This is a genomic window from Microcystis sp. M53598_WE2 (assembly GCF_030067735.1).
Classification (GTDB): Bacteria; Cyanobacteriota; Cyanobacteriia; order Cyanobacteriales; family Microcystaceae; genus Microcystis; species Microcystis aeruginosa.
In genome coordinates, this window is record NZ_JASJFE010000268.1 from 1 (window position 1) to 4,431 (window position 4,431).

General features: G+C 45.1%; 6 protein-coding genes. 5 read left to right on the forward strand and 1 reads right to left on the reverse strand.

The window, feature by feature from the left end; translation table 11 throughout:
* Positions 1 to 160: helix-turn-helix domain-containing protein (locus PX636_RS05630; RefSeq protein ID WP_288116449.1), on the reverse strand; the 160-nt coding region annotated here is incomplete at its 3' end.
* A 90-nt stretch (positions 161 to 250) separates the two neighbouring features.
* On the opposite strand from PX636_RS05630, the gene PX636_RS05635 reads away from it, so the two are divergent.
* The 5 genes from PX636_RS05635 to PX636_RS05655 all read left to right on the forward strand — a co-directional run.
* Positions 251 to 1,819, forward strand: coding sequence for a YcjF family protein (locus PX636_RS05635; protein WP_288116447.1), 1,569 nt, complete (start codon positions 251 to 253; stop codon positions 1,817 to 1,819).
* Between the two features lie 80 nt (positions 1,820 to 1,899).
* Positions 1,900 to 2,496 carry a bis(5'-nucleosyl)-tetraphosphatase (symmetrical) YqeK gene (yqeK, locus tag PX636_RS05640; RefSeq protein WP_004163014.1) on the forward strand — a complete coding sequence of 199 codons (597 nt, stop codon included), beginning with the start codon at positions 1,900 to 1,902 and terminating at the stop codon, positions 2,494 to 2,496.
* A 55-nt stretch (positions 2,497 to 2,551) separates the two neighbouring features.
* On the forward strand, positions 2,552 to 2,956 hold the full coding sequence (rsfS, locus tag PX636_RS05645) for a ribosome silencing factor (protein WP_004163013.1): 405 nt from the start codon (positions 2,552 to 2,554) through the stop codon (positions 2,954 to 2,956).
* A 5-nt stretch (positions 2,957 to 2,961) separates the two neighbouring features.
* Positions 2,962 to 3,465, forward strand: a complete 504-nt coding sequence (locus PX636_RS05650) for a CGLD27 family protein (RefSeq protein ID WP_002763155.1) — start codon at positions 2,962 to 2,964, stop codon at positions 3,463 to 3,465.
* A 22-nt stretch (positions 3,466 to 3,487) separates the two neighbouring features.
* Positions 3,488 to 4,431: asparaginase (locus PX636_RS05655; RefSeq protein ID WP_288116448.1), on the forward strand; the 944-nt coding region annotated here is incomplete at its 3' end.

Below are 4,431 nucleotides of genomic sequence, written 5' to 3' on the forward strand. Positions count from 1 at the left end.
AAGTTTGAGCGTAGCCTACTCTTTCTTGCTTTTCGTACCAAGCTTGTGTTCGTTCGTGGAGAGCTTTGTTGTAAACTAATCTTACACAGCCCAATGTGCGCCGCAATAGCGACTCTTGTGTTGGTGTGGGGTAAAATCGAAACGAATAGGCTTTTTCCATGCCTCACATTCTAGAATATATCGTCTAAATGCGCTAGTATTTAACGGTAAAGCCGCCGTAAAACGGCGGGGTTTCAGACCCAAATTTTCGATGAAATTACCCCGTCTTGCCACTTTAATCATTGGTCTGAGCTTTATTTTCGGATTAATGTTGTGGTTAGTCAACTCTATCTATCGTCTTTACATCCAGATCGCCTTTACCGCTCCTATCTTAGCTAATATTCTGCTTTTGCTCATTATCGGACTGCTGGGCTTGCTGATCTACGTTCTTCTGTATTACTTTTATCTGCTGCCCCAGCACCAAAAAAGTCGCCGCGGGTTACGTTCTTCCTCCCGTCCACCCCTAAAATTACCGGTAGAAAAAACCGAGGCCGCCGGGGAAACCTTAAAAGCTATCCGGCAACAAGTGGAGCAAATTCAAGATAAAGTAACCCAACAGGTTTTTATTAACCGTTCCCAAGAAATTGAGCGAAGTTTAGCCAGAAAAGAAGTTAAAATCATTGTTTTCGGCACAGGATCGGCGGGAAAAACCTCTCTAATTAACGCCCTCATTGGTCAAATGGTGGGCAATGTGGAGGCAACGATGGGAACCACGGAAAAAGGGGAAACCTATAGTTTAAAAATGAAAGGTGTGAATCGGGAAATTCAAATTACCGATACCCCCGGCATTCTCGAAATTGGTGCAGCCGGAGGTCAAAGGGAACAGTTAGCGCGACAATTAGCCACGGAAGCAGATTTACTTTTATTTGTCATTGATAACGATATTCGACAATCGGAATACGCCCCTTTATTGCGTTTAATTGATATTGGTAAACGTTCTCTCTTAGTCTTTAATAAAATCGATCTCTATAGCGATGAAGATCGAGACATTATTTTAAAACAATTACGAGAACGTCTTAAAGGAGTTGTCCTTTCAGCCGATATTATTGCCGTCGCCGCTAATCCCCAACCAGTACAGTTAACCGGTGGACAAATCATCACACCGGAACCAGATATTTTAGCTTTAATTAAACGTTTGGCTTCAGTTTTACGGGCCGAAGGGGAGGATTTAGTGGCAGATAATATCCTCTTACAATCCCAAAGATTAGGAGAAGAAGCTAGGAAAATTATTGATCGCCAACGTCGTCGCCAAGCTGATAAAATTATTGATCGCTATCAGTGGATCGGTGCGGGAGTGATTGCGGTGACTCCCTTACCAGTGTTCGATATGTTAGCAACGGCGGCGGTTAATGCTCAAATGGTCAGGGAAATTGGTCAAGTTTATGGCTGTGAAATTAACAGCGATCGAGGCAAGGAATTGGCTCTATCTTTGGGCAAAACTCTAGTTAGTTTGGGAGTAGTGAAAGGAGCAGTAGAATTATTAGCCAGAATCCTACAGTTAAATTTTACTACCTATATAGTCGGTAAGGCAATTCAAGGGGTCAGTGCCGCCTATTTAACCCGCATTGCCGGCAAAAGTTTTATTGAATATTTCCGTCAGGATCAAGACTGGGGTGACGGTGGTATGACGGAAGTGGTACAAAGACAATTTCAACTCAGTCGCAAGGAAGAATTTATTAAGTCTTTTGTGGCCGATGCGATCGGTAAAGTGGTACAACCTTTTCAGGATGATTGGCAGCAAGAAGAAGTTTTAGAAGCTAGTTGCGAGGATGATTGGTAAAGATCGAACCTTGAAGCAATAGGCAAAATTGTATAGTAATTGTTACAATCGTTTTGGGGTTCCACAAGGGCAAAAAAAAGATGCGACAGCAAGTTATCGACTGGTTAAAAGAAAACGTCAACGAACACCGTCTGCGACATATTCTCGGTGTGGAGACCATGTGTATTGATTTAGCTCGTCATCACGATCTCGATCCCGTCCAAGCAGGGCAAGCGGGATTACTACACGATCTAGCCAAATTTTTCAAGCCCAAAAAACTGCTAAAAATGGCGGAATCGGCGGGAATAGACGTGGATAATATCTGTTTATCCCATCCCCACTTACTCCACGCCGATGTCAGTGCAGTTGTCGCCCAAAAAGAATTTAACATTACCGATGAGGAAATTCTCGAAGCGATTCGCAATCATACCCTCGGTAAACCCAATATGAGCGATCTTAGCTGTATAGTCTTTATTGCCGATGCCTTGGAACCCAATCGCGGCGATACACCCGAATTAAACGCCCTACGACAACTCAGCTATCAAAATCTCCATAAAAGCGTTCAACAAACCTGTGATTATTCCCTAAAATATCTTTTAAGTAGCCATTGTCCCATTCATCCCCGCACCGTGCTAACGCGCAACTGGGCGTTACAAATTGTTAAAGAACAACCAACAGAAACTAAAACCATTGATTAACATAATCTCAAGACTCGCTTAAAACCACCTCAGCCAAAGGATAACCACAACCTGAATGACCAATCCCACTGGAATTATTACCTCCGTCGCCGAAAATCTCAAGACCGAAAAATTTCTAGAGACAATTGTCACCGCTGCCGAGGACAAGAAAGCGGGGGACATCGCCATCCTGAAAGTCGCCGATATCTGTTATTTAACCGATTATTTTCTGATTATTACCGGCTATTCTACCACCCAAGTGCGAGCGATCGAGGATGCGATCGAAGCCGCTATGGAACTAGAATGGCAACAGTCTCCCCGACAAGTGGAAGGAAAAAGCGAAGGTAGCTGGATCCTGATGGATTATGGCGATATCATTGTCCATATCTTTTTACCAAAAGAGCGAGAATTTTATAATTTAGAAGCATTTTGGGGTCATGCCCAACGGATTCCTCTACCTAGCGACCATTTAGAGGAGTAGAATCCATGAAATCCTCCCTTGATTTCTGTCCCGTCCCGGAAGAACAGCAACCGGTTAACGAGTACGAACAATTAAAAGAATCTTGGTTTTTCCGTTGGGCGACGCTAGATGTAGCCTCTTATACAAAAAAAATTGTCTGGTTATGGTTGTGGACATGGTTAATTGTCGGACCGATTGCCGCCGCTAGTTTTCCCCTCAAAAAAGCCCCTTTTCTCTTCTTCTGTGCGGGGATTTTTGGCTCGACAATTTTGGTAGGATTGGTGTTATTGCGCTTGTATCTGGGCTGGATCTACGTCTATGATCGCTTGCAATCGGAGAAAGTATTTTATGAAGAGTCGGGCTGGTACGATGGCCAAATCTGGACAAAAACCGCCGCCATTTTAACCCGCGATCGTTTAATCGTCTCCTATCAAATCCAGCCCATTCTCCAGCGTTTACAAAAAACCGCCCTGATTCTAGGGGCAATTGTCGCTATCAGTGGTCTTTTTTGGCTATTTTTCACTCACTAACCGCAACCAATCACCAATCTGAATGAATAGGGTAAAACGTTCACCAACCCACCGCTTAGAAATTCATCTCCTCCGGGAAGGTATTATTGAATCGGTTCATAATGTCGAGGCCGCTATTTGCGATGACCGCGGCCGGGTATTATCCACCGCCGGCAGCGCCGAAACTAGCGCCTTTATTCGTTCGGCCCTGAAACCTTTTCAAGCACTGGCTGTCATCAGTACCGCCACCCTCGAACGCTACGATCTCAACGATAAGGATCTAGCCATTATCTGTAGTTCTCACCAAGGCACGGTGGAACACGCCCGTCAAGTCTTTAATATTCTCTGGCGCGCCGATATCGATCCTAATGCCCTGCAATGTCCTCTCCCGGAAGGTAAACCCAGTCGCCTCCAGTACAATTGTTCTGGTAAACACGCCGGGATGTTAGCGGTGTGTCAACAGCGTGGCTGGCCGTTAAATAGCTATCTGCGGCGTTCTAGTCCGATACAGAAGCTAATTTTAAGCAAAATTGCCGAATTATTGGGGATGCCGGGGGATGAATTAATCAGCGCCCACGATGACTGCGGTGCGCCCACCTATTCAATGCAGTTGGGGCAAATGGCCCATCTCTACGCCCAGTTAGCCTCTGGCAACCGTTTAGACTTAGAAAGAATCGTCCGGGCGATGACCTATCATCCCCGCATGGTAGCAGGAGAAGGGGCTTTTGATACGGAATTAATGCGGGCTAGTCAGGGGGAAATCGTCAGTAAAGCCGGGGCCGAAGGTATTCAATGTATTGGGCGCGTCGGTGAAGGTTTAGGATTAGCAATTAAAGCTTTAGATGGTTCCAAACGGGCTAAATATGCCGCCGCTTTGCAAATTCTTAAACAGTTAGGCTGGATTACTCCCAATGTGGCCGAATCTCTCTCGGAAAAATTCCTCAAAATCGGCAGTTATACCCGCTTGGAAGTGGTGGGAGAAATGGC

Excerpts from the sequence above, each read along its gene's own strand:
- PX636_RS05635 (WP_288116447.1), top strand. The coding sequence starts at position 251 with ATGAAATTACCCCGTCTTGCCACTTTAATCATTGGTCTGAGCTTTATT.
- yqeK (WP_004163014.1), top strand. The coding sequence starts at position 1,900 with ATGCGACAGCAAGTTATCGACTGGTTAAAAGAAAACGTCAACGAACAC.
- rsfS (WP_004163013.1), top strand. The coding sequence starts at position 2,552 with ATGACCAATCCCACTGGAATTATTACCTCCGTCGCCGAAAATCTCAAG.
- PX636_RS05650 (WP_002763155.1), top strand. The coding sequence starts at position 2,962 with ATGAAATCCTCCCTTGATTTCTGTCCCGTCCCGGAAGAACAGCAACCG.